This is a genomic window from Oribacterium sp. (assembly GCF_057249185.1).
The window spans coordinates 1-4,540 of record NZ_DBHIGR010000173.1 but is presented as its reverse complement, the minus strand read 5'-3'; the positions used below and the strand labels follow the sequence as shown (position 1 = coordinate 4,540).

4 protein-coding genes are annotated in these 4,540 nt (G+C 44.8%); all 4 read left to right on the top strand.

What is annotated here, in order from left to right:
• Window positions 1-179 precede the first annotated feature (179 nt).
• The 4 genes from ACO4PX_RS08775 (at window position 180) to ACO4PX_RS08760 (ending at window position 4,153) form a co-directional block, all read left to right on the top strand.
• Complete coding sequence (locus ACO4PX_RS08775) at window positions 180-359, top strand: hypothetical protein (RefSeq protein WP_007158172.1); 180 nt, start codon at window positions 180-182, stop codon at window positions 357-359.
• A gap of 732 nt (window positions 360-1,091) precedes the next feature.
• Window positions 1,092-1,391: a DUF6110 family protein gene (locus ACO4PX_RS08770; protein ID WP_040649607.1), complete on the top strand. Its 300-nt coding sequence runs from the start codon at window positions 1,092-1,094 to the stop codon at window positions 1,389-1,391.
• A gap of 105 nt (window positions 1,392-1,496) precedes the next feature.
• On the top strand, window positions 1,497-3,650 hold the full coding sequence (locus ACO4PX_RS08765) for a heavy metal translocating P-type ATPase (RefSeq protein WP_455030910.1): 2,154 nt from the start codon (window positions 1,497-1,499) through the stop codon (window positions 3,648-3,650).
• A gap of 107 nt (window positions 3,651-3,757) precedes the next feature.
• A complete protein-coding gene (locus tag ACO4PX_RS08760) occupies window positions 3,758-4,153 on the top strand; it encodes a metal-dependent transcriptional regulator (protein WP_007158168.1) in 396 nt (131 codons plus the stop codon).
• Window positions 4,154-4,540 lie beyond the last annotated feature (387 nt).

Below are 4,540 nucleotides of genomic sequence, written 5' to 3'. Positions count from 1 at the left end.
CCAAGGCTGAGGCTGATGATATCAAGGCTAAGCTTGAGGCTGAAGGCGCTAAGATCACTCTTAAGTAATTTTTCTAGAGAAGATAAGAAGGTCGGGGAGAAATCCCTGACCTTCTTTAATTCTTAACGAGTATCGCTCGCGAAGTGTGCGATATTTTATCTTTTCATGGAGAGAAAGAGATGGAACGAGAGAAACAACAAGATATAAACCATGATATGCAAGAAACCGTTAAACCATCACAATATAAAAATCCCAAAGCAACGAAGATTCAGGAACTATTTGCCGGATGGGAAGATGACGGCCTTCGACATCAAGAATTGGATTGGGGAAAAGCAGAAGGTAATGAGCTGAAAAAATAATATCCTTAAGCGACTAATGCAGTATAGGTCTGTAAGAGGGGCAATCTGAGCTCACTGATATTTGCAGAAAGCCATCGAAGGGAAGAACTGTAGAAATCAATAAACTGAGACGACAGAAGCAATATAGGTATGAAAGAGGGACAATCCGAGCCCGCCGGTATTTGCGAAAAACAGCGGTAGGAAGGATTGTAGAAATCAATAAACTGAAGCGACTGATGCAGTATGGGTCTGTAAGAGGGGCAATCTGAGCCCGTCAGTACTTACTGAAAGCGAGCAAAGCGAAGCTTGAAGTTAGTACTGTTACGAAGGCGAAGTTAGCGGGAGCGTGCCCCGATTACAGACCCATACTCCATCAGAGCGGGCACCTTTAATTTTTTCTGTTCCTTCCCCCGCAGGGCGAAGTTAGCGGGAGCGTGCTCGATTTCATACCTATACTGCATCTGCGCGTTGCCCCTTAATGAATACAGCACTTCCCCCTTGACTTTTTCAATAATCGATGTTACAAGTTATTTATCACTAACTTTTGTTAGCGTAGACTACATTGTATTAAAAATGGAAACGAAATACAAAAAGGTTAGCCTTGACTTAATAATAATTCCTATTTTACAATATGCTCGTTCTAAAGAACAAGACTTTAACCGTAGTGCACCACTGAGTGTCAAATGCAAGAAAGCTTTATTCTTTAGCAGCAAATAGTAGTTTATGTATAGCAAAATAAGAGGAGGAAAGAATATGTTTTTAGCAAATTGGGCATGGAAGAAGATTGGAATTTTCGCAGGTGGAGTTTTATTCGGAACAGCAGGTATGAAGATTTTGGCTTCTACCGACGCGAAGAAGCTTTACACAGAGGCAGCTGCAGCAGTTCTTAGAGGACAGGATTGCGTAATGAAGGTAAGCACCGGCATTAAGGAAAGCTGCGAGGATATCTATGCAGATGCAAAGCGCATCAACGAGAAGAGAGCAGAGGCTGCAGAGAATTCTTTAATCGAGGATTTTGAAGAAGTTTCTGACTTCGATGCAAAGGAAGTTTAATCCATAACAGCGAAAAGCAACTTGAGCCCGGAAAGCATTTTCTCCCAGAGAAGGGACTTATGCTTCCGCGGCTCCGATAAGCTCAGAAAGAAGTGGTAAGGGAAAATGAAATGGAATATCTTGCATGAATCCCCGGGGCGTATCCGTGTTCACGCCATGCAGAAGCGCATGACCATGGCACAGGCGGATATCCTAGAGTATTATCTCAAGGCCCAGGAGGGAGTCATTGAGGCGAAGGTTTATGACCGAACCGGAGATGCTATCATTTTCTACGAAGGAAAACGGGAAGGCATGATTCTTGCCCTGTCCCGTTTTTCTTATAAGGGAAATGAAGGTCTTGTACCAAGTCAGACCGGAAGAGCCTTAAACAGAGAATACGAAGATAAATTAGTGCTGACAGTAGTGGATAGGGTGATTTCCACCCTCTTCTATCCCATCCCCTTAAAGCGGGTGATTACGGGAGTGAAGGCCATCCCCTACTTATTTAAGGGACTTCAGACCCTCTTCCAGAGAAAGATTGAAGTATCCCTCCTGGATGCGGTAGCGATTTCCGCCTCCATCTTAACCGGAGACTATGATACTGCGTCTTCCGTAATGTTCCTCCTTTCCGTAGGAGAAATCCTGGAGGAGTGGACTCACAAGAAGTCTGTGGACGATCTGGCGAGAACCATGTCCTTAAATGTAGACAAGGTTTGGACCTTAGTACAGGGTGAGGAAGTTTTACTGCCGTTAAATGAAGTGGAAGTGGGACAGGAAATCATTGTCCGTACCGGAAATATGATTCCTTTGGACGGAAAGGTAAGCTTCGGCGAAGCTATGGTAAATCAGGCTTCCATGACCGGAGAATCCATTCCGGTTCGGAAGAAGATTGGCTCCTCTGCCTATGCGGGAACCGTAGTGGAAGAGGGAGAATGCCGTATTCGCGTGGAGAAGCTGGCAGGCTCCGGTCGTTATGATCGAATTGTGAAAATGATTGAGGAGTCGGAGAAGCTGAAGTCCGCAACAGAGGATAAGGCTTCCCATTTGGCAGATAAGCTGGTGCCCTACAGTCTGGGCGGTGCGGCATTGACCTACCTGCTCACCAGAAATGTCACCAAGGCTTTAGCCTTCTTAATGGTAGATTTCTCCTGTGCTTTGAAGCTTTCTATGCCGGTAGCGGTACTTTCCGCTATGAGAGAGGCCGGAAAGCATAAGATTTCCGTCAAGGGCGGAAAGTTTATGGAGGCCATTTCCGAGGCCAACACCATTGTCTTCGATAAGACTGGAACCTTGACTTACGCTAAGCCGAAGGTAGAAGACATTATCACCTTCAAGAATTCTGATGAAAATGAGATGCTGCGTATGGCTGCCTGCCTGGAGGAGCATTATCCTCATTCCATGGCAAATGCGGTTGTGGCAGAGGCGGAAGCGAGAGATCTGCATCATGCGGAGCGCCATTCCAAGGTGGAATATGTGGTAGCCCACGGTATTTCCAGCATTTACGAAGGAAAGCACGTGCTAATCGGAAGCCATCACTTTATCTTTGATGATGAGCATTGTACCGTACCCAAGGGAGAAGAGGAAAAGCTGGCAAGCATTCCGCCTGAGCATTCCGCTTTGTACCTTGCAGTGGACGGAGAGCTCACCACGGTTATCCTGATTTCCGATCCTTTACGTAAAGAAGCGGTTGGAGTTATTCAGGACTTAAAGGCTCTGGGTATCGACAAGGTTGTGATGATGACCGGAGACAATAAGAAGACTGCCCACGCGGTTGCCAGAATGGTTGGTGTGGATGAATTCCATGCAGAGGTGCTTCCGGAGGATAAGGCAAGCTTTATTCAGGAAGAGCATCGTCTTGGCAGAAAGGTCATCATGGTGGGAGACGGTATTAACGACTCCCCTGCCCTTTCCGAAGCGGATGCGGGAATCGCTATTTCCGCAGGAGCGGCTATCGCTAAGGAGGTTGCGGACATTACCATCCAAGAGGGTGACCTGTATGAGCTGGTAATTTTAAAGAAGCTGAGTAACCGTTTGATGAAGAGAATTCACGGTAACTACAACTTCATTATCGGTTTTAACGCTATGCTGATCGCCTTAGGTTTGGCCGGCATTATGACACCTTCCAACTCTGCTTTGTTCCACAACATTTCCACCATCGCCACCGGATTAAAGAGTATGACACCTTTGATTCCGGAGGAGGAAATCGAAGCGGACAAGGAAGAGGTACTGGAAGCCGGAAAACGGAGAAAGAAAGCCTTAGCAAAGAAGAAGGCATCCTAAGAATTGCATCCCGTTCTGAACGGAGGGAAATGCCGAAGAGAGAAAAAGCCGGAGGGAATCCTCCGGCAATAAGAATCTAAAGAATGCACAAAGGGAGGAAATAGGGAATGAAACCATACGAAAGTCATGAATCAGAGGAGAACTACTTGGAGGCAATCCTGATGTTGTCCATGGATCATAGAAACGTAAGAGCCATTGACATTGCCAATATGCTGGGATTTTCCAAGCCCAGTGTCAGCATCGCCTTAAAGCGCCTTCGGGAAGAGGGTAAGGTGGAAGTGGACGAGAAGGGAGCCTTAAGCTTAACCGAACACGGCCTGTCCATCGCCCAGGGAACCTATGAAAAGCACACGGTTTTAACGGATGTGCTGGTGGCCTTAGGGGTAAATGCTTATACCGCCTCTCAGGATGCCTGCCGTATGGAGCATGTTTTAAGTCCGGAATCCTTCACCAAAATCAAGGAGTTTTACGCAAAATTAAAGGATCAGAAGATTAAAGCGTAAAAGCCAAAGAGGCCAAAAAGACTAAAGAAGCCAAAGAGGCCAAAAAGACTAAAGAAGCCAAAAAGAACTGTAAAAATCAAAAGAAAAATATTTTGATTTTTACGGTTCTTTTTTTATGGAATTTTTTCGAACTTTATTCGATGTTTTTATTCAATGCCTTTATTCAACAGAAGGATTTATGTTTAAAAAATGAGGTCCATTTTCCATAAATTAGATTTATAAATATATTAAATCTATTGGAAACAATATTTTAATTAAATACAATCCTGCTCAGGGCTAATTAATTCTTACAAAATCTTGACTTTATAGTTAGACGGTGCTAATTTAATGAGGCAGATTCGTGCTGTATAGACTGGCTGTGTTAGGCTTTTTCAAAAACAACTAGAA

Bases quoted from the DNA above. Each gene is read 5' to 3' on its own strand.
- ACO4PX_RS08775 (WP_007158172.1), top strand. From the start codon at position 180: ATGGAACGAGAGAAACAACAAGATATAAACCATGATATGCAAGAAACC.
- ACO4PX_RS08765 (WP_455030910.1), top strand. From the start codon at position 1,497: ATGAAATGGAATATCTTGCATGAATCCCCGGGGCGTATCCGTGTTCAC.
- ACO4PX_RS08760 (WP_007158168.1), top strand. From the start codon at position 3,758: ATGAAACCATACGAAAGTCATGAATCAGAGGAGAACTACTTGGAGGCA.
- ACO4PX_RS08770 (WP_040649607.1), top strand. From the start codon at position 1,092: ATGTTTTTAGCAAATTGGGCATGGAAGAAGATTGGAATTTTCGCAGGT.